General features: G+C 68.1%; 20 protein-coding genes and 1 tRNA gene. 3 read left to right on the top strand and 18 right to left on the bottom strand.

What is annotated here, in order from left to right; all coding sequences use genetic code 11:
* Positions 1-28 precede the first annotated feature (28 nt).
* The 9 genes from IE302_RS19345 to IE302_RS19305 form a co-directional block, all read right to left on the bottom strand.
* On the bottom strand, positions 29-379 hold the full coding sequence (locus tag IE302_RS19345; RefSeq protein WP_191255904.1) for a rhodanese-like domain-containing protein: 351 nt from the start codon (positions 377-379) through the stop codon (positions 29-31).
* Between the two features lie 47 nt (positions 380-426).
* Complete coding sequence (locus IE302_RS19340; RefSeq protein ID WP_191255903.1) at positions 427-2,058, bottom strand: monocarboxylic acid transporter; 1,632 nt, start codon at positions 2,056-2,058, stop codon at positions 427-429.
* Positions 2,055-2,399, bottom strand: coding sequence for a DUF485 domain-containing protein (locus tag IE302_RS19335; RefSeq protein ID WP_191255902.1), 345 nt, complete (start codon positions 2,397-2,399; stop codon positions 2,055-2,057). The genes IE302_RS19340 and IE302_RS19335 overlap by 4 nt, the downstream gene beginning before the upstream one ends.
* A gap of 139 nt (positions 2,400-2,538) precedes the next feature.
* The gene (locus IE302_RS19330; protein ID WP_191255901.1) at positions 2,539-4,329 is read right to left on the bottom strand and encodes a sodium/solute symporter; all 1,791 of its coding nucleotides are present in this window, start codon (positions 4,327-4,329) and stop codon (positions 2,539-2,541) included.
* A 31-nt stretch (positions 4,330-4,360) separates the two neighbouring features.
* On the bottom strand, positions 4,361-4,885 hold the full coding sequence (locus IE302_RS19325) for a hypothetical protein (protein WP_191255900.1): 525 nt from the start codon (positions 4,883-4,885) through the stop codon (positions 4,361-4,363).
* A gap of 6 nt (positions 4,886-4,891) precedes the next feature.
* Positions 4,892-5,728, bottom strand: coding sequence for a LytR/AlgR family response regulator transcription factor (locus IE302_RS19320; RefSeq protein WP_191256295.1), 837 nt, complete (start codon positions 5,726-5,728; stop codon positions 4,892-4,894).
* Between the two features lie 172 nt (positions 5,729-5,900).
* Positions 5,901-6,860 (bottom strand): glycoside hydrolase family 16 protein, encoded by a 960-nt coding sequence (locus tag IE302_RS19315; protein WP_229907849.1) that lies wholly within the window; start codon positions 6,858-6,860, stop codon positions 5,901-5,903.
* 187 nt (positions 6,861-7,047) lie between these two features.
* Positions 7,048-7,893, bottom strand: coding sequence for a S49 family peptidase (locus IE302_RS19310; protein ID WP_191255899.1), 846 nt, complete (start codon positions 7,891-7,893; stop codon positions 7,048-7,050).
* Between the two features lie 19 nt (positions 7,894-7,912).
* Positions 7,913-9,208, bottom strand: a complete 1,296-nt coding sequence (locus IE302_RS19305) for a histidine kinase (RefSeq protein WP_191255898.1) — start codon at positions 9,206-9,208, stop codon at positions 7,913-7,915.
* Positions 9,209-9,377: 169 nt separating this feature from the next.
* Between IE302_RS19305 and IE302_RS19300 the strand changes: the two genes are divergently transcribed.
* The gene (locus IE302_RS19300; RefSeq protein WP_191255897.1) at positions 9,378-10,502 is read left to right on the top strand and encodes a serine hydrolase domain-containing protein; all 1,125 of its coding nucleotides are present in this window, start codon (positions 9,378-9,380) and stop codon (positions 10,500-10,502) included.
* Positions 10,503-10,580: 78 nt separating this feature from the next.
* Here IE302_RS19300 and IE302_RS19295 read toward each other — a convergent pair whose 3' ends face one another.
* The 3 genes from IE302_RS19295 to IE302_RS19285 all read right to left on the bottom strand — a co-directional run bounded on the left by IE302_RS19295 (position 10,581) and on the right by IE302_RS19285 (position 13,567).
* Positions 10,581-11,444 carry an Fpg/Nei family DNA glycosylase gene (locus IE302_RS19295; RefSeq protein ID WP_191255896.1) on the bottom strand — a complete coding sequence of 288 codons (864 nt, stop codon included), beginning with the start codon at positions 11,442-11,444 and terminating at the stop codon, positions 10,581-10,583.
* A 32-nt stretch (positions 11,445-11,476) separates the two neighbouring features.
* A complete protein-coding gene (locus IE302_RS19290; RefSeq protein ID WP_005161585.1) occupies positions 11,477-11,917 on the bottom strand; it encodes a hypothetical protein in 441 nt (146 codons plus the stop codon).
* 105 nt (positions 11,918-12,022) lie between these two features.
* Positions 12,023-13,567, bottom strand: a complete 1,545-nt coding sequence (locus tag IE302_RS19285) for an RNA polymerase sigma factor (RefSeq protein WP_191255895.1) — start codon at positions 13,565-13,567, stop codon at positions 12,023-12,025.
* 197 nt (positions 13,568-13,764) lie between these two features.
* On the opposite strand from IE302_RS19285, the gene IE302_RS19280 reads away from it, so the two are divergent.
* Positions 13,765-13,837: transfer RNA gene (locus tag IE302_RS19280), tRNA-Gly, on the top strand.
* 313 nt (positions 13,838-14,150) lie between these two features.
* The gene (locus IE302_RS19275; RefSeq protein WP_191255894.1) at positions 14,151-15,908 is read left to right on the top strand and encodes a hypothetical protein; all 1,758 of its coding nucleotides are present in this window, start codon (positions 14,151-14,153) and stop codon (positions 15,906-15,908) included.
* Here IE302_RS19275 and IE302_RS19270 read toward each other — a convergent pair.
* The 6 genes from IE302_RS19270 to IE302_RS19245 all read right to left on the bottom strand — a co-directional run bounded on the left by IE302_RS19270 (position 15,905) and on the right by IE302_RS19245 (position 19,149).
* The gene (locus IE302_RS19270) at positions 15,905-16,192 is read right to left on the bottom strand and encodes a YiaA/YiaB family inner membrane protein (protein WP_005161591.1); all 288 of its coding nucleotides are present in this window, start codon (positions 16,190-16,192) and stop codon (positions 15,905-15,907) included. The genes IE302_RS19275 and IE302_RS19270 overlap by 4 nt on opposite strands.
* Positions 16,193-16,258: 66 nt before the next feature.
* The gene (locus IE302_RS19265) at positions 16,259-16,741 is read right to left on the bottom strand and encodes a DUF4262 domain-containing protein (protein WP_191255893.1); all 483 of its coding nucleotides are present in this window, start codon (positions 16,739-16,741) and stop codon (positions 16,259-16,261) included.
* A gap of 49 nt (positions 16,742-16,790) precedes the next feature.
* Complete coding sequence (locus IE302_RS19260; RefSeq protein ID WP_191255892.1) at positions 16,791-17,192, bottom strand: immunity 7 family protein; 402 nt, start codon at positions 17,190-17,192, stop codon at positions 16,791-16,793.
* A 38-nt stretch (positions 17,193-17,230) separates the two neighbouring features.
* Positions 17,231-17,770, bottom strand: a complete 540-nt coding sequence (locus IE302_RS19255; RefSeq protein WP_191255891.1) for a DUF2716 domain-containing protein — start codon at positions 17,768-17,770, stop codon at positions 17,231-17,233.
* Positions 17,771-17,958: 188 nt separating this feature from the next.
* The gene (locus IE302_RS19250; protein ID WP_191255890.1) at positions 17,959-18,567 is read right to left on the bottom strand and encodes a hypothetical protein; all 609 of its coding nucleotides are present in this window, start codon (positions 18,565-18,567) and stop codon (positions 17,959-17,961) included.
* Between the two features lie 75 nt (positions 18,568-18,642).
* Positions 18,643-19,149: a hypothetical protein gene (locus tag IE302_RS19245; protein WP_191255889.1), complete on the bottom strand. Its 507-nt coding sequence runs from the start codon at positions 19,147-19,149 to the stop codon at positions 18,643-18,645.
* Positions 19,150-19,165 lie beyond the last annotated feature (16 nt).

Below are 19,165 nucleotides of genomic sequence, written 5' to 3'. Positions count from 1 at the left end.
CTCGGCGGGTAGTGGCCTGGCTGCACGGTTACAGCACTTCGGGGTCGACGCCGGGATGGTCGCCGACCATCGGGCGCCCCTCCTGGTTCCAGGAACCCATCCCGCCGGCGACGTTCACCGCGTCCCAGCCGCTCGCGTTGAGCCACGCGGCGGCGCGGGCGGACCGGCCGCCGCTGCGGCAGATCACGTAGACCGGCTGGTCGTCGGGCAGGTCGTCGAGTTCGCCGACCCGCGCGGGCAGTTCACCCATCGGGATGTGCTTGGCGCCCGGCGCGTGCCCGGCGGCCCACTCGTCGTCCTCACGGACGTCGAGCAGCGCGACACCGTCCTTGGGCAGATCACGGACGGCGACGGTCGGGATGTCAGCAGGGCTCACCACCGTTCCATCCTCGCATCCCGGCCCGTTGCGCGCGCGTGAAGAACAACTCAATGCTGAACGGCTTTTTCCGCCCCGGCGCCGGTGAGGGAACGAACCTCCATCTCCGCGTACTTCTTCTGGTCGTGGTCCTTCGAGAGCACGGTGCCGAGCCAGCCGAGGAAGAACGCGACCGGGATCGAGACGATGCCGGGGTTGTCGAGCGGGAACCAGTGGAAGTCGACGCCCTGGATCATCGAGGCGCTCTTCCCGGTCTTGGCGTCGACGGGCTTACCCGAGACCGCGGGCGAGAAGATGATCAGGATGACGCACACGATCAGCCCGCCGTAGATGCTCCACAGCGCGCCCTGGGTGTTGAACCGCTTCCAGAACAGCGAGTACAGGATCGTCGGCAGGTTCGCCGACGCCGCCACCGCGAACGCCAGTGCCACCAGGAACGCCACGTTCTGGTTCTTCGCGAGGATCCCGCCGACGATCGCGAGCGCCCCGATCACCAGCGCGGTGATCCGCGCGACGCGGACCTCGCTGTCGGGGTCGGTCTTGCCCCTCTTGATCACGTTGGCGTAGACGTCGTGCGCGAAGGACGCCGACGCCGTGATGGTCAGGCCCGCGACCACCGCGAGGATCGTCGCGAACGCCACCGCCGCGATGAACCCGAGCAGCACCGGGCCGCCCAGTTCGAGTGCCAGCAGCGGCGCCGCCGAGTTGGTCGTCCCCGGCGCCTTCGCGATCACGTCCGGGCCGACGAGCGCGCCCGCGCCGTAGCCGAGCACCAGCGTGAACAGGTAGAAGATGCCGATCAGCGCGATCGCCCAGACCACCGAACGGCGCGCGTCCTTCGCGGTCGGCACCGTGTAGAAGCGCATGAGCACGTGCGGCAGGCCCGCGGTCCCGAGGACCAGCGCGATGCCGAGCGACAGGAAGTCGAGCTTCGTCGTGCCGGTCTTCCCGTACTGCTTGCCCGGTCCGAGCAGCGCCTCCCCCGCCTTGCCGCCCTTGTCGACGGCCGCCTGGAACAGGTTGGAGAGGTTGAAGCCGTACTTCCCGAGCACCCACAGCGTCATCGCGAACGCGCCCGCGATGAGCAGGACGGCTTTGATGATCTGGACCCAGGTGGTGCCCTTCATCCCGCCGATCAGCACGTACAGGATCATGATCACGCCGACGACGGCGATCACCAGGTCCTGGCCGAGGTTCCCTTCGATGCCGAGCAGCAGGTTCACCAGGCCGCCCGCCCCCGCCATCTGCGCGAGCAGGTAGAAGAACGAGACGGCGAGCGTGGAGATCGCGGCCGCCGCGCGGACCGGGCGCTGCTTCATCCGGAACGCGAGCACGTCGCCCATGGTGAACTTGCCGGTGTTGCGCAGCAGTTCCGCGACCAGCAGCAACGCCACCAGCCACGCGACGAGGAACCCGATCGAATAGAGGAAACCGTCGTACCCGTTGATCGCGATCGCACCGGCGATACCCAGGAAAGACGCCGCGGAAAGGTAGTCGCCGGAGATCGCGATCCCGTTCTGCGGCCCGGTGAACGCGCGTCCGGCGGCGTAGTAGTCGGACGCGGTCTTCGTATTCCGGCTCGCCCGGAAAACGATCACCAGCGTGATCGCGACGAACACCGCGAAAATGGTGATGTTGAGCGCCGGATTACTGCCCTGGACGCCCGCTGCCAGCGTTTTCACCGTTCGGTCCCCTCGATCTCGTGCCGGATCTTGTCGGCGAGCGGATCAAGCTTTCGGTTCGCGTACCGGACATAAAGGCCGGTGATGACGAAGGTGGACACGAACTGCAGCAACCCGAAGACCAGGCCGACGGTGATGTTGCCGAAGAGCTTGGTGCTCATGAACCCGGTCGCGTAGTCGGCGAGGAGCACGTAGAGCAGATACCAGAGGAGGAACAGGGCCGAGACCGGGAAAACGAATACCCGGAGCCGTCGTCGCAACTCGGTGAATTCCGGACCGGCCTGCACTTTTTCCCAGTCGGATTCCGGATCGGACCCGAGGCCTTGATCGGTATCACTCACTTCGGACCTCCCATCTACCGCACCATCCGGTGATTTCGATGTCACGGAAGATCATGCCCCTCATGGAGCGCGAGAGGGGCAATCCATTTGAGTGAACGGGACGACTCTGCGTAGAGAGTCGAACCTCGAAAGAGTGACTTTACTTGCGGTGGCGTCCCTTACCGGTGGTCCGCGTCTTCTCTTCGGCCTGCCCGAACCGGGCGACCGCGCGATCGCGCATGAACCCGAGCGGATCGGGCGCGTGCAGCCGAAGCATGACGCCGTGGACGTCGTCCGGCCGTCCGTACCCGGTCGCGCGGCTCACCACGTAGGTGGTCAGGAACGCCGCCGGCACGGTGATCAGCGCGGGCTGGTTCGAGAACCACGGCGCCCAGCCGCCGGTGTACTTGCTGACGATGTTGACCACCAGCGCGGTCAGCACCAGGCCGCCGCCGACGAGCATCCCGGCCAGCGCGCCCGGCCAGCTGAGCTTGCGCCACCAGACCCCGAGCAGGAGCAGCGGGCTGAACGTCGAAGCGGCCAGCGCGAACGACATCCCGACCGAAAGCGAGAGGTCCTCCGACGGCAGCAGGACCGCCAGCGCGACCGGGATCAGCGCCACGATCAGTGTCGCCAGCCGGAAATCGCGGACCCGGCCGGGCAGCACGTCGGTGGACACCACCCCGGCCACGCTCACCAGCAGCCCGGAGGAACTCGACAGGAACGCCGCGAAGGCACCGGCCGCGGTCACCGCGCCCAGGATCTGCCCCCCGATCCCGGGGAGGACCGCGGACGGCAGCAGCAGCACGGCGGCGTCGGTCTTCCCGGTCACCAGCAGTTCCGGGACGTACATCCGCGACAGCGCGCCCAGCAGCGTCGGAAACAGGTAGAACAGCCCGAGCAGGAGGAGGACGTGCACCGTCGTGCGGCGCGCGGCCTTGCCGTCGGGGTTGGTGTAGAAGCGGACCAGGACGTGCGGCAACCCCATGGTGCCGAGGAAGGTCGCGAGGATCAGCGAATAGACCTGCAGCAGATCGGTGAGACTGCCCGAACTCGGCCGCAGCCAGTCGCCGTTGGACGTGGGCGCGTCGCTGACCACCGGGACCGGGGTGCCCGCGGTGAACTTCAGCGTCGTGCCCTTGGCGACCTTGTGCCCGGCCTCCGGCGTCCACACCGCGAAACCGTTGGCCCGCGCGCCTTCCACCTGGCCGTACGCCTCCAGAACGGTCACCGAAGTGACCTTCAGCGTGACGTCGGCCTGCACCGAGACCGTGGTGTTCTCGGGGAACGCCGGCGGGGCGGGCTGTCCCAGCGGGCGCGCGCCGCCCGGCGGGCCGGCGCCGAGGAACACGATGCACAGGATGAACGTCGGCACCGCGATGGCGAACAGTTTCAGCCAGTACTGGAAGGCCTGGACGACGGTGATGGCCCGCATCCCGCCCGCGATCACGTTGAACCCGACCACGCAGGTCACCAGGATCGCGCCCGCCCAGGCGGGCACCGGCAGGATGGTCGCCAGCGTCAGCCCGGCGCCCTGCAGCTGCGGGACCATGTAGAGGATCCCGATGAACACCACGAACGCCGTCGAAACCCGGCGCAGCATCGTCGAACCCAGCCGCATCTCGACGAAGTCCGGCAGCGTGTACGCGCCGGACCGCCGCAGCGGCGCGGCGACGAACAGCATCAGCGCGAGATAGCCCGCGGTGAAACCGATCGGGAACCACAGCGCGTCGGCGCCGTCCTTGAGCACGATGCCGGCGACACCCATGAACGAGGCGGCGGACAGGTACTCACCGGAGATCGCGGCGGCGTTGCGCCGGGAACGCACGGTGCGCCGGGCGACGAGGAAATCGTGCGTGCTGACGGCCGACCGGGAGGAGCGATGTCCCAGGTAGAAGGTCAGGACCGCCACCAGCACGATGCCGGCCATGGCCCACGGATTCAGCTGCACAGGTGGGATCCTCGCATGTGCAGCTCCGCAATCAGTTCTCGATCATGTCAACGAAGTCGCGTTCATGACGTTCGGCGAGCCGGTTGTACCAGAGCCCGATGCCGAACAGGAACGGAAAGGGCGCCACCCCGAGGATCAACCACGGCAACGGAATGCCCACGACGATCACTCGTCCGAAGGACGGGATCAGGTAGAAGAGCACCGGAAGTGAACACAACGTGACCATCACCAGTAGCGCCAGCAGGGAGGCCGTCCGCAGCTGGATCTTCACCAGATCCCGGACCAGGAGTTTTCCCCAGCTGGTCTGTTCTTCGAGTTCGACCCGGGACCTGAGGGTGCTCGTGGCCTGTCTCGGATCGGCGAGGATCACCCGCTGCCGCTTGGGTTTCGCGTGATGTTCGGGTTTGGCCTGTTCGTGCTTCGGACCGGTGGGCGCGCCGGGCACGGGCTCGACGGCGGCGCCCTCGGGCGGCGCGGGTTTTTTGGTCCTGCCCTTGCCGAGCGTCGGGTCCGGTTCGCGAACCCCGTTGACCCGCCGGTAGAAGTCGTCGGTCATACGCCGCTACGTCGACCGGTTGGCGCCGACCAGCCGGTCCTTGAGCGCCCGCGTGTGGCGGCGGCTCACCGGCAGCACCTTCTCCTCGTTGCCGATCACGACCTGATAGCCGCCCTGGCCCATGCGCAGCTCGGTGATCAGCGGCAGCGAGACCAGGAACGACCGGTGGATCCGGACGAAACCCGCCTTCTCCCAGCGTTCTTCGAGCTGGGCGAGCGGAATGCGGACCAGGTGGCTGCCGTCGGTGGTGAACAGCCGGGCGTAGTCACCCTGTGCCTCGACCCAGCGGACCGAAGAACGCGGGATCAGCTTCGTGGTGCCGGCGAGTTCGACCGGGATGACCTCGTCGTCGTTCTTGACCAGCCCCGGACCGCCCTCCTGACCGTACTGCGGGGCGGCGTTCGCGGCGAGTTTGTCGATCACGCGGGTGATCGCACGGTCGAGCCGATCCTGTTGGTACGGCTTGAGCACATAGTCGAGCGCGCCGAGGTCGAAGGCGTTGACCGCCTCTTCCGCGTGCCCGGTCACGAACACCAGCGCCGGCGACGGGCGCAGCGCGGCGAACACGCGGGACATCTCCATTCCGGACAGGCCGGGCATGTCGATGTCGGCGAACACCGCGTCCACGATCGGCAGGCCCCGGGCCTTGCGATCGGCCAGCCTCGGGTCGTCGGCGGACAGCAGGCGCAGCGCCTCCGAAGCGTCGATGGCCGGGTAGACCAGGGCGACGTGCGGACTGTTCCGGAGACAGTGGACGAGTTCGTCTAGCCCTTTGGGCTCATCGTCCACCGCCAGGACAATGAGCTTCCGGGTGTCATCGTGAGCACTCACAGTGAGACGCATCCTGCCCATTGCCGGGTTCCTTGTCCAGCCCGCTTCACGAAAGTCGAACGAAAAGGACGGCACCGGCACCCCCGCGCCCGGGGTGGCCGGTGCCGTCATCTTTTCCGGTGACACGAACCGCCTCGCCGTGCCACATCTCTCCCTTCACCGGGTGAAGGAAACCGGTCGGCGTTCAGGCGCCGCGGGTCAGGACGGTGACGTAGTCGACGAGCATCGGGTGTCCCGGCGCGATCCCGGGTCCTGGCGTCGTGGTGCCCGAGTTGTTGTTCGGGAACGCCCCGCCGATCGCGAGGTTGAGCAGCACGAAATAGCCCGCGTGGTTGGTCATGTTCGCCCAGGTGGTCGCGTCGACCTGATTCTGGGCGACCGCATGGAACTGCTGGCCGTCGACCAGCCAGCGGAACACGTTGGGACTGACGCTCGTGTCCCATTCGAACGTGTAAGTGTGGAACGCGCTCTGGCAGCTCGCGCCGGGGCAGGCCCGGCTGCCGACGAGACCGGTGGTCTCGTTGCACGGGCCGCCGGGGTTGACGCCGCAGTGCAGCACGCCCCAGACCGAATTGATCCCGTTGACGTTCTCCATGATGTCGAACTCGCCGACGGCGGGCCAGTTCCAGTAGTTGCCGCGATACGGCGAGCCGAGCGCCCAGAACGCGGGCCAGTAGCCGAGTGCCGCGCCGCCGGTGACGTTCGGCATCTGGACGCGGCCTTCGATGCGGAGCGCGCCGCCCTGCGGCGGTTTGAAATTCGCCCGCTGAGTCTCGATCCGCGCCGACGTCCAGTTGCCCGCGCCGTCACGCAGCGGCGTGATCCGCAGGTTGCCGGAACCGTCCTGGGCGAGGTTGGCGGGGTCGGCCGTGTAGTTCTGGATCTCGCCGGTGCCCCAGTTGGCCGGGCCGCCGGGATACGCGTGGCCGGTGTCGATGATCCAGTTCTCGTTCGAGGGGAGCGAACCGGCCGCACCGGTGAAGTCGTCGGTGAACACGGTGGTCCAGCCGGACGGCGGGGGCGGGACGGCGGCGGCCGCCGGGAAGGCCAGGGGGACGGCCAGCAAGGCCGCGCCGAGCGCGGAACCGAGCGCGGTCTTCCAGCGGCTCCGGCTCGTGTTCCGGCGGGGATAATTCACGGACATCGGACCTCCTCGTCAACGCTGTCGAGGTTTGTTGCCGTTCACAACAAAGCGGTATGTCCGATATGAGACCTGGTCTGAACCACCTAGGCCTACCACCATTCGGGTGAACCCCACGCGGCCGCACGCGCAATGAAGGGGCCTTTCATCGCAAATTTTGCGATGAAAGGCCCCTTCATTGCGCGTGGGGTCAGAGGCCGAAGCGGCTCCAGGCGGCCTTGTGCTGGACGGCATCGAGCAGCGCGCTCGCCGCGGCCGGGGCGCCGATGCCGAGCCGCGCCAGCAGCGGCTTCTTCGGTTCGGCGACCGAGATCTCGGCGTCCGGGTACCGCTCGGTGATCACCTGGCGCAGACTGCCGACGCCGTCGATCAGGCCGAGTTCGACCGCGCGGGCGCCCAGCCAGACGTCCCCGTTGAACAGGTCGTCGGACCCGGACAGCCGCTCGCCCCGGCGTTCGGTGACCCAGTCGACGAACAGGTCGTGGAGCTGGCCGTGCATCTTCTTCAGCCACTCGACGTCTTCCGGCTTCTCCGGGCTGAACGGGTCGAGCCGGGACTTGTTGGCGCCCGCGGTGTGCAGCCGCCGCTCGATGCCGAACCGCTCCAGCAGGCCGGTGAACCCGAACCCGCCGCTGATCACGCCGATGGAACCGACCATCGACGTCCGATGCGCGTAGATCTCGTCGGCGGCGCAGGCCAGCCAGTACCCGCCGGACGCGGCGACGTCCTCGGCGAAGGCCAGGACCGGCACGTTCTTCTCGTCGGCGAGCTGGCGGATCCGCTCCGCGACCAGGCCCGACTGCGTCGGCGCCCCGCCCGGCGAGTTGATCTGCAACGCGACGGCCTTCAGCCGCTCGTGCGCGAACGCGCGGGTCAGCGCCGATTCGACGGCGGCGAGGTTGATCGACCCCCTGGCCAGGGGTGAGGGGGTCGGCGTGATCACCCCGTGCAGCTTGACCACGGCGACGACGTCCTTGCGCTCACCCCGTTCGCCGATCATCGGGAGACGGGAGGTCAGCTTGTCCGCAACGCTCATACCCCCAGGTTACCGACGTTCAGGAGGGCAGCACGCCGCTGCGCGAACCGCTCACCCCGCTGGACTCGTTCGAGCCGCCCTGGGGCGGGACGGCGGCGCTGTCGGCGGAGAAGTCCGGCAGGTTCGGCCGCACGCCGGGCATGAACTTCGGCACCCGCAGGGTCACCTTCATGCCGGCGCCGGGCGCCGTCTCGACCATGAGCGCGTAGTCGCGGCCGAACACCTGCTGCATCCGCTGGTTGATGTTGCCGAGGCCGACGTGCGCGCCCGTGCGGTGCTGGCTGCGGAGGTCCGCGAGCTTGGCCGGCTCCATGCCGATGCCGTCGTCCTCGACGCTGATCAGCGCCTCGGCGCCGTAGTCCTCCGCGATCACCGTGACGCAGCCGCCCGAAGGCTTCGACGCGAGACCGTGTTTGACCGCGTTCTCCACCAGCGGCTGGATGATCAGGAACGGGACGACCACCGAAAGCACCTCGGGCGCGATCTTCATCCGCACTTCGAGCCGTCCGCCGAACCGGGCGTTCTCGATGGTCAGGTACCGGTCGATGTTGCGCAGTTCCTCGGCGAGCGAGGTGAACATGCCCGACGTCCGGAACGAGTAGCGCGTGAAGTCCGCGAAGTCCTGAAGCAGCTCTCGCGCTTCCTCCGGGTCTGTCCGGATCAGCGACGAGATGGTGTTGAGCGCGTTGTAGACGAAGTGCGGCGAGATCTGCGCGCGCAGCGCCTTGATCTCCGCCTGCTGAAGCTGGTTCTTCGATTCGTCCAGGCGCGCGAGCTCGAACTGGGTGCAGACGAACTGCGCGACCGCGTCGGCCATCTGCACCAGCCGCCCGCGCGTGCGCCCGACGACCAGCAGCGCCGCCTCGGTCTCGCCTTCGACGATCAGCGGGACGATCACCGCGGTCCGCATCCGGCAGGTGCCGCGGTGGTTGCACGGCATCTTGTCGTGCGCGACGACCTCGCGGCGGTGCTTGCGGATCGCGTTGCCGATGGCGTCGACGAGGTCGACGTAGTGGTCGTTGGCCTCGCCGTCCCACGACAGCAGCGTGCCCTCGCTGTCGGTGATGCCGACGGCGACGCAGTCGAGCATCTCCAGCAGCTGGCTGGTGATCTTGTCGGCGACCTGTTCGTCCAGCCCCTCGCGGAGGTCCGGTGTCGCCTTCGACATCCGGTGGACGGCCTGCAGGACGGCGTTCTCGACGATGCTCGCGGGACGCCTCAGCTTGATCAGCAGGACGACGACGAGGATCGCGAGCAGCAGCGCCACACCCCACGGGATGATCTGCGCGATCTCGAGCCCGGACACGGCGTCCATGCTCTGCGCTCGACCAACCGGGTGCAAGGTTTGCTCCCCACTTTCCGTTGAGTTGTGACAACCGAGGGTGGGGCCGACCCTACCCAAGACCGGGGTGTTCTCCCCATGGTCACTCCCCGTGGCGCGGAGAAGACTGTCCGCAGGCAATCGCTTCCGGGGGAGGAACACAATGCGCGGATCGGGGAAACTCGCGGCGGGCGTGCTGGCGGGGGTCCTGCTGACGGGCGCGTCGGCGGGGACGGCGGCCGCGGCCGGGGATCCGGTGCGCGCGGCTGTCGGGGACCTGGTCGCCGAAGGGGGTTTCCCGGGAGCGGTCGCCTTCGTCCGGAACGGTGAGGCGGTCTCGCGCTTCGGCGCCGGGTACGCGAACCCGGCCACACGCGAAGCCGCGGGGCCGCATCACCGGTTCCGGATCGCCAGCAACACCAAGGCGTTCGTCGCCACGGTCGTCCTGCAGCTCGCGGGCGAAGGCGCGCTTTCGCTCGACGATTCGATCGAGCGACGGCTGCCCGGTGTCGTGCGTGGACCGGGCTACGAGCCGGGAAAGATCACCTTGCGCATGCTGCTGAACCACACGAGCGGCGTGCACGATCCGCTGGATCCGCACTTCTTCGACCCGTACCTCGTGCGGGGGAACCGGGCGTACGTCTACCCGCCGTCCGAGGTGATCCGGCGGTCGCTGATCGATCCGCCGTCGTTCGCGCCCGGCACGGAGACGGACTACTCGAACACGGGCTATCTGTTGCTGGGCAAGGTGATCGAGAAGGTCACGCACAACGATGTCCGCGAGGAGATCCAGCGGCGGATCCTCGATCCGCTCGGCCTCGGCCGGACGTCCTTTCCGCTGCGGTCGCCGTTCCTGCGCGGCCCGCATCTGCACGGATACGACCTGAGCGGGCAGGACATGACCGTGTTCAGCCCGTCGTACGACTGGACCGCGGGCGCGATGGTCTCGACCGTCGACGATCTCGCGACGTTCCATCGCGCGCTGCTGGCAGGACACCTGCTGGAGCCCGCGCAGCAGGCCGAACTCGAGCGGCTCGTGCCGTCCGGCGAGTTCGGGGCGTACGGCGCCGGCGTCGAGACGCTCAACCTGCCCTGTCCGGGTGGGCCGAAGACGGTCTGGGGCAACACCGGAGCCGGGCCGGGGTTCTACAGCGTCTCGATGAGCACCGAGGACGGCTCGAAGCAGATCGTGCTGGCGCTCAACGTGTACGACCTGGCGAAGGATGTGGCACACGAGAACCCGCTGCCGCGCAGCTCGCTTCCCGCGGTCGCCGCCGCCCTCTGCTGATCCCCGCATTTCGTCCTCTGGATGCGGTACTTGCGTGCGCAAGTACCGCATCCAGAGGACGAAATGCGGGGTGGCGGGTCACTTCAGCAGGCGCGACATCCGCCGGTCCGCGAGGGGTTTCCCGCCGGTCTGGCAGGTCGGGCAGTACTGGAAGGACTTGTCCGCGAACGAGATCTCGCGGATCGTGTCACCGCAGACCGGGCACGGCAGCCCGGTCCGCGCGTGCACCCGCAGCCCGGACCGCTTCTCGCCCTTGAGCCGGGCCGCGGACTGGCCGACCGAGCGCGTCACGGCACTGGTCAGCACTTCGCGGATCGCCTCCGAAAGCCCGTCGAGCGCCCCTTCGGACAGCTTTCCGGTTGTGGCGTAAGGGGAAAGCTTCGCCCTGTGCATGATCTCGTCGGAGTAGGCGTTGCCGATCCCGGCGATCAGCGACTGATCGGTCAGCGCCGTCTTCAGCCGCTCGGTGCGCCCGGCGAACAGCTTTTCGAGCCCCGTGCGGTCCAGCGAAAGCGCGTCCGGCCCGAGCCGCGCGATACTGGCGACCTCCTTCTCCGGGTCACGCACGATCCAGACCGCCAGGCCCTTCTTCGTACCGGCCTCGGTGAGGTCGAAGCCCGGTCCGGCGGCCGCGTCGAGGTGGACGCGCAGCGAGATCGGGCCCTTTCCGGGTTTGAGCGGCGTCGGCGACAACGCGTCGGACCAGCGCAGCCAGCCCGCCCTCGCCAGGTGGACGACCAGATGGAGATCCCCGGCGACGAGGTCGAGGTGCTTGCCGAACCGGCCGGCCCCGGTGACCTCGCGGCCGTGCAGCTCGGTCCACGGCGGTGTCGCCGTCTTCAGCACGCTGAGAGACGACACGTCGACACGGAAGACCGTCTTGCCCACCGCGTGTTCACGCAGGTGGTGAGCGAGCGCTTCGACCTCGGGTAACTCGGGCATGGCCCCAGTCTCGCGCGTTCAGGCCGCCGCGACTACTCCACCGGGTGCAACGGGCCGTCGAAATCCGGCAGCGAGTGCTTCTGGATGGTCTTGGTGATCTTCGAGACCTCGCCGCGCACGGTGAACATGCCGCGGATGGTGCCCACCCAGCGCTCGGACGGCCTGTCGCCCGCCAGATCGCCCTCGGTCTCGGCGACCACGGTCCACGGACGGCGCAGGATCCACCGCAGCGGGAAGAACAACGCGATCAGCAACAGCGCCAGCGGAACCCAGGACGGGATCATCACGTCGGCGGGTGTCCACATGATGAGCACGATCGCGAGCAGCGCCGTCACGGCGATCATCGCGATACCCGGGCCATAGCTGCCCGCCACGTCGTGCTCGAAATCGTCCGCAGTCGCGGGAGCACGCCATTCCATCTGGGCTCGGACCACCCAGTCACGGCCGTCCTCGCCGTGCACCAGCCGGTTCATTCAGTCGCCTCCCGCGCGGCCGCTCGCTCGTCGTGAGCGAGTTCCACCGTACCGTGATGGCGGCCGGATTCGCGAGAGTTCGGGGGCGATATGCCCGCTCGGGCGTTATGGGCACGTCGGGTAGTCGACACCCGGTTCCGGATAGTGAGAAGTGGGCTTCACCGGGCTCGGCTCGTCCTCCGACGGCTGATCGGACGACGTCCCGGTCGTGCTTTCGGGAGTGCCCGTCACCGGTGAAGAAGACCCTTCCGGGTCAGTCGTCGACTCCGGTGTGTCCGCCTCGGTGGAGTCCCGCGTCGTCGTCGTGGTCGGGCTCAGCGACTCTTCGGTCGGGTTGAGCGATTCCGGCGGAATGTCGTCCCGCTTCGAGGTGGTCTGGTTCGTGCCCGTGTCCGGAGGGACCTCGTTCCGCGGCGAGGTCTCCTGCAACGGCTTGCCCTCGGACTCCGACGGCGGCCGCGCGACGTCCCCGCCACCCAGCTCCTTCCGCGGCGTGCCCACACCGGGCAGGCTCGGCATGTCGGACACGCCGAGCTCGGCACTCGGCCCCCGCCCGGTCTCGGACGGCTGGGAACCCTTGCCGTGCAGCTTGTCCTCGGCGATCCGCTGCGGCGGGATCTCGATCGGCTGATCGTGCGCGGGCGGGGCGACCTGCGCCGGCAGCAACGCCAGCTCCGGCAGCCCACCCCCGGACAGGCCGACGGTGTGGGAGACATCGGTACCGAACACGGCCGGACCGGCCACGATCCCGACCGCGCCCGCGGCGGCCGTCGACGCCACCGCCAGACCGACCTTCACCTTCGACCCGAGCAGAAGACCCTTGACGGAAGCCGCGAACCCGGACAGTGCCCCGCTCGCGTGGGCCCCGACGGCCGCCGGCACCAGCAGCGCCACCACCCCGGCGTGCGCCCGCAGCGAGGAACAGACGTCACGCAGCTCGTCGTGCGTCGCCCGGCAGGACTGGCACGCGATCAGATGGGTCTTGATCCGGCGAGCCTCGGCCCCGGTGACACTGCCCGCGGTGAACCCGCCCAGCTTCTCCACCACCGCACGACACGAATCCGGCCCGCGGTTCACCGACAGATGCGCCTGCAGATACGCCGCCCGCAGCCCCTGCCGCGCCCGCCGCGCCAAAGCCGCCGTCGCGTTCGCGCTCAACCCGAAATGCGGCGCGACCATCGCCGGCTGCTCGCCCTCGACCTCCGTCTGCCACAACACCGAACGCCAGCGCTCCGGCAAACTCGTGAAAGCGGTCGTGATCAGCGAATGCTCGGCCGTACGGGCATGCGTGTCCGCCCCCGCCCCGGCCCGGAAAGTCAGCTCGTCGTCGCTCACCGGCACATCACGACGCGCCCCGTGCCACTCCCACGAAACCCGGCGGGCCACCGTCAGCAGATACGCCCGCACGTAATCCCGCGGCCCCGCACCCCGGCGCAACGCCTGAAGCACCCGGAAGAAGGTCTCGGCCGTGATGTCCTCCGCCTCCGACCGATCGGAGGCCAGACTGCGCGCCAACCGCCGCACCGCCGCGGCGTGAAGTTCGAAAAGCTCCCCGAAGGCGGCGTCCTCCCCATCACGGAGCCGCTGGAGCAATGCCTGCTCGTCGGATTCCGAGGCCGCCTGAAGCGGCACCGTGCCCTGCTCGGTCATCCGGCCAGGCACCTCCTCCCCGAAGGACTCACCATTCGGTCGAATGGGGACACCATACGGAGGTATGCAGCCGTCGTCACCCCTTGTACGCCAGGTGTGACACCGAAGCACCTGGAGGGGTGGGTCAAAACCGCTACAGACGGTCGGTGTATGGTTGTTCCACTGCTTCAAACGAGTGCTGAAGCAGAGAGTCACATGCGGATGTAGCGCAGCTGGTAGCGCATCACCTTGCCAAGGTGAGGGTCGCGGGTTCGAATCCCGTCATCCGCTCGCATGCGGGCGTAGTGTGTCCAGGGAACACCTGGACCGGGGCCTGCTCACCATAATTCCCGGGGGCCGAGCCCCCGGACCCCCACGGTGCCTCCACCTCACCTTCTCGGGTGGGTACTTTTGCCCGTGGGGTTTTTTGGGTTTTCTTCGCTGTGGTCTCTGATCTTGATGGTTACTACGTGCTACATGATCGGTGAGCGGGGTCACACGACCGTAGTAATTCGGATTTGTGCATATGTCGACCCGCTGACGACGGCCGTCACCTGGGCGTTCGGTACCTTGTGGACCGGATCTTCGAGGTGGGGAAAGACGGATGAGCGAGAGCGCGCGCGACGGCGGACCCGTCGCGACCATCGAAGCCGAGCAGCGGGCACCTGAGCCCGGCAAGCCCGCGAAACGAGGCCTGCTCGACAGACTTCCCTACTGGGCGCTCTGGGCACTGACCGCGGTACCGATCGTGCTGTCGATCGCCGAGGTCGTCCGCGCCCCCAAGATCAACCACGCCGACTATTGGGTCGTCCTCGGCCTGGTCGCCGACACGAACGGCAAGCTCGACGTCGCCCAGCTGTTCCACCTCTATCACGAACACCCGATCGTGCTGGTCGGCCTCGTCTTCTGGCTCGACGCGAAACTGTTCGCCGGGACGCAGCCCCCGCTCGGCTTCCTCAGCGTCGTCCTCGCCGCCGGCATGTTCGCCGCGCTGTGGAGCATGCTGCCCCGCACCCTCACCGGCCTGCGCCGCGCCGGCGTCGTCGCCGGACTCTCCGGCCTGGTGTTCTCCGCGGGCACGGTCGAATACTTCGGCGACGGCATGATGGGCGTCCAGTGGCTCCTCGGACTCGCCCCCGCCGTCATCGCGATCGCCTTCGCGCACCACGGCAAGCTCGTCCCCGCGTTCCTCTTCGCCTTCATGGGCAGCCTCGGGCACGGGGTGGCCTTCCCGGTCTGGATCGTCCTCGCGCTCGTCCTCTGGCTTCGCGGCGAGAGCCGCGTCAAGACCGCCCTGCCGCTCGGCCTCGGCCTCGTCGTCTTCATCCTCTGGCGCGTCGCGCCGTGGCCGCCGAGCTACCAGAAGCCGAATGTCGTCGGCGCCGACACCTACCTCGGCGCGATGACCAGCACCATCGGCCAGTCCTGGTCCAGCAAATCCCCCGATCTCGCGTTCCTCGCGGGCGCGCTGACCGTCGGCCTCTTCGGTGTCCTGATCGTGGCGGCCGTGAAGCAGCGGCTCGCGGCCAAGACCGAGGACTTCACCGGCGTCCCTGACGGCCCGGCGCCGGTCGCGGCCGTCGCGGGCTGGTTCGGGCTCGCCGCCCAGGTGACGCTGAACGGCGCGATGATCGGCGTCAGCCGGGGCGGCTACAACGCCACCGAAGGCATGTCCTCCCGCTACGTCGGGATCGGGCTGCTGGGCGTGTGCGCGGTCCTCGTCCTGCTCGTGACCCGCGGCCCGCGGGCGGTGCGGCTCAAGGCGATCCCGCTGGCGCTGGTCATGGCGCTGTGCGTCTACGCGATCGGGAACACGGCCGCGGGGGCGACCCGCTACCGCTACGCGTACCAGCCCGTCCTCGGGGTGGCGATGCAGGTCAACGCGGGCTCGGTGATCACCAAGATGTACGCCTACACCGACTTCCTCGACCAGGAACGGGCCATGGGCATCTACCCGTTCACCCCCGACTTCACCCTGGGGTGCGGCGCGGGCGGACCGGAACTCGGGACGACCGTCGACCTCGCCAAGGCCGTCGAGCTCAAGGGCCCCGGCTACGGCACCAAGGACACCGCCGGCGCCGTCGACGCCGTAACCGTGACCGGGGACAAGCAGATCGACGGCTGGGCGCTCATCGGCGGCAGGCAGGCCCAATGCATCCTGATCGCGGACGGCGCGGGCAAGATCGTCGGCGGCGGCACGGTCGGCCTCCCCCGCGACGACATCTCGCAGTTCATGAAGGGCACCGGCCGTTCCGGCTGGCAGGCCGTCGCGGCCCCCGAGGTCAAGGACGCGGTCGTCCTCGCCTATCTCGACGGCACCTACCACCGCATCACGACGTTGAAGGACGCCGGGAAGGGCTAGGCCGCTTTGAACGGGTCGTGCTCGGCGAGGAGTTTGTCGACGCGGGCCTGATCGACCCTGCCGACGACGGAGTTCTCGTCCTGCCGGTCACGGATGCACTTGGCGAGCGTGAACGCCGACGTCGTCAGGAAGAGCATGCCGAGGGCGAGGAAGCCGCGGACCCAGCCGTCGACGGGCAGGTACCAGATGCCGACGACGACCGCTAGCAACGCCAGACCGAACGACAGAGCGGCCTGGACGAAGAAGGCGACGGTGGTGGGCGGCGCAGCGGAGGTTTTCGTCATGGGTACCAAGGTCGCGCCGGGCACCTCATGATGTCTTGAGTACGGCTACTCAAGAAGGGTTGCGATTCAGAACTCGTGGTCGTCCGCGATCGGCGGCCCGGACGGGAACAGTCCATTCTCGTCGGGCAGACACACCACCAGTACCGAAAAATCTTCCCCCCGATAGAAGTTCACGGCCTGCTGCACATACTCCGAATAGAGATTCTTGGCCAAGGAACGGAAGCAGACTTTCTTGCCTTCCAGAACAGAATCCGATCGGCTCATGTTCCCGAACTCTGCACCGGCTCTCACCAGTGCGACCAGATTGTCGATGATCGCGAACTCTGTCGAGATTTCGAGCCCCACGACCAAGAACTCGGGATGCCCCAGCGAGTGTTCGAGCCCGGTCGTATAGCTGAAGTCCGGCTCATCGGCATCTTCCGAGAAGACTCCGACTTTATGGTAGCCATGGTCTCCAATGTCGGATATCAGACGCACAGCCTGCGGAATTCCGGCCACCGAGCGCTTTCGATCGGTACCGCAAAGAGCACATGAGTCGTCATGCCGCATGCTGGTCACCCACTTGTCCGATCGTCCTCGAAGGCAGCAGGCAGAGGGCTCAGAACTCGTAGCCGTCCAGCACGGTCGGGGCGACCGGGGACAGGTGGTCGTCGCCGCGTTCGGTGACCAGGCCGCGGGCCATCCGGTACACCTTGAACTCGTTGTCATGCTCGGGGTCCTGGTCGTCCCAGACGTGCAGGAGACCGTAGGAGCCGGGTGCGAGGTCGCCGACGCGGGTGAACAGGTCCACCAGCTCGGGCCCGATCGTCGTGCCGTGCTTGTCCATGCCGCCCAGGTGCAGCACCGGCACCCCGGCGGCCCAGCGCAGGTCCACCAGATCGCCGTCGTCGAAGTCCCGGACGGCGCGATGCACCCGCTCGACGATGCGCTCGAGCAGCGCCGCGTCGTCGTCGCCGGAAGGGCTCGCTTGGATGGTCACCCACCCGTGGTATTCGAACACCCGCCTCAGTTTAGGCAGGTCCGCTCGCCGGACGGTGGTCAGCCCGCCATCGCGGCCGGTGCCCCGTTACGGCGCAGGGCGTTCTTGAAGACCTGCTCGCCGTGCTTCTCGAAGGCGGGCATGAGCTTCTCGCCGTAGACGCACAGGGTCCGTTCCCAGGGGTGCCCGAGCGTGCCGAAGCGGAAGTCGTTCGCGAGGAACATGTGATAGTCCGTGCGCGGGAACACCGGGACCGGCCACGGGTCGAGCGCGGCGTGCCGATGCGGGTAGAAGCGGTACGACTGGTGCTGCCAGTGCAGCACCCAGACCCACTCGTCCTCGGCGACGCAGTCCTTCAGTGCCGAGAGCGCGACACGGGCGACGTCGTTCTGCTCGACGGCGTACGGGCCGAGCCGGAACTCGGCCGACGCACGGTCGAGGCCGCCGGGCGCGAGATCCCACGCGACGGAGGGAGCCGGTTCACGGAAACCGGGCCAAGCGTGCGCGTAGGTGCTCGGCCAGAACGCGAGCTTGTCGTAGACCCAGTACCAAGCGGGCTCATCTGCGACCCTGGAGATGGCTTCCCAAGCGTTGTTCACGAGCGACCCTCGGTGGTTCGGCCGGTTAAGACTGGGAAAGCTTCGTGTTCAGGGCCTGAGTTGTCCAGCTCGTGGGCATACTCCGCGAAACTGTCACCTGATCAGGTGTCTTGCGCCGCCACCGGAACCGTGAGAATGACGGTGCGTGAACGGCGAGCCCGCCAAACGGCGGGCTCGCCGTCGTTCGATCATGCGGCCGCCTCCCAAAGGCTCATGAAGGCCGAAGCCTCACTCCGGACCCACGGCTTCACCTTGTCGCGGTCTCGCGGTGACAACGCGAATTCCTTCGACCGGCGGACGTCGATCACCAGCGGGCGCCCACCCGGCCGCAGGTCGTCCATGGTCTGTTCGAGCAGCCACAGCACCATCTGCGCCGCGTCCCGGCTCAACGGCTCCTCCTTGAAGTAGAGCCAGGTCGCGTAGACGGGGCCGTCGCCTTTCCGCAGGCCGAGGTGCGGGTTGATGCCCACTTCGAGGGCGCCGAGCCGCCATCGTGACCGGCCGACCTCGGCGAGCCGCAGGTCACGCCGCCCCACGTAGCGCAGCCAGCCCTCGGCGATCTCGGTGTAGTGCGGCCGCGTGCGCTCGTCCGCGTTCTCGACCAGCGCCCGCAGTACCTCGCGATCCCGCCCCGAGATCCGTCCGGCACGGATCGCGTTCGCGGCGCGGAGGTAGAAGTTGAACCCGCCCCGGGCCGGGTCCTCGTACTGACGGCGCCAGCGCCGGACGAACGAGGAACGCGAGGGACCCGAGCTCGTGCTGTACCCCACGAACGTGGGCAGGGTGATGTAGGCCATCCGTGTCTGCCTTTCGCCGCTGTTCCTGCTGTACAACGACCATTTTAGAACACATGTACGACAGAAAACGGGGCTTTACGGGTGACGTGGGGAAGGAGGCCACGGGCCTTCGAGCAGTTCGGCCGACTCCTCGAGGATCGGCACCTCGCAGACGTCCCTCGGGGTGAGGTCGGTCGGGATCCAGCTGTCGAGCATCGCCGACCAGCGCGTGATCCCGCGCAGCGACGACGGAGACCCGAGCAGCTCGCCGACCTCGCTGACCAGCGCGCCGCCGGCCGCGGGCGAGAGACGGCCCTCGACCATCGCGGTCAGCCAGCCGTGGATCAGCGACCAGCGGGCGGCCGTCGGATCGGCGGGCAGTTCGAGCTCGAGTTCGTCGACGACCTGGGTGAACGCCTTGTCGACGGCGTCTTCGGCGGAGGATTCGAGCCCGGCGAGCAGGGCGAGGGAAGGGGTGTCGAGTCCGGCGACGATCGCGTCCAGACCGGCCTCGACCAGGTGGGAGGTGCGGACGTCACGTCCGGCGAGCCTGCCGATGGCCAGCTCGCGCAGTACCTCGCGACACGCGTCGACTTCCGTCACCCGGGACTTCCCACGT

Source organism: Amycolatopsis oliviviridis, assembly GCF_014654365.1.
Lineage (GTDB): Bacteria > Actinomycetota > Actinomycetes > Mycobacteriales > Pseudonocardiaceae > Amycolatopsis > Amycolatopsis oliviviridis.
The sequence above is the reverse complement of the archived record's forward strand: the minus strand, read 5'-3'. Positions and strand labels throughout refer to the sequence as shown.